This is a genomic window from Erwinia sp. PME.40.26/001 (assembly GCF_055556675.1).
The window spans coordinates 1-283 of record NZ_JBVHNP010000095.1; the positions used below are offsets into that span (position 1 = coordinate 1).

1 protein-coding gene is annotated in these 283 nt (G+C 72.4%); it reads left to right on the plus strand.

Annotated elements, in window-relative coordinates:
* Positions 1-283, plus strand: a 283-nt coding sequence (locus tag ACZ3HG_RS23380) for a hypothetical protein (RefSeq protein ID WP_465334712.1), incomplete at both ends; no start/stop codon positions are given.

A 283-nucleotide genomic window follows, 5' to 3' on the forward strand; every position in this document is an offset into this window, starting at 1 on the left:
GCGGAGGCGCGGCAGTCGCTCAGCGATGTGCGCGACGAGACGGCGCGCGAGCTGGCCGACCTACAGGCGCGGATCGCTGAGCGCATCGCGACCGCGGAACGCGAGGACGTGCGCGCCTACTCGGCCGCTCTGAGCGCCGGGTGGTCGGCGGACGAGCTGCGCAAGATCGGCTTCTCCGAGCCTGACAAGAAGGCGCGCGCGCGGCGTCGATCGACGCGCAAGGCTGCGTCTGGCTCGGCACCCACGGCGGCTGACGACTCGCAGTCGGAGGCTTCTACGGAGG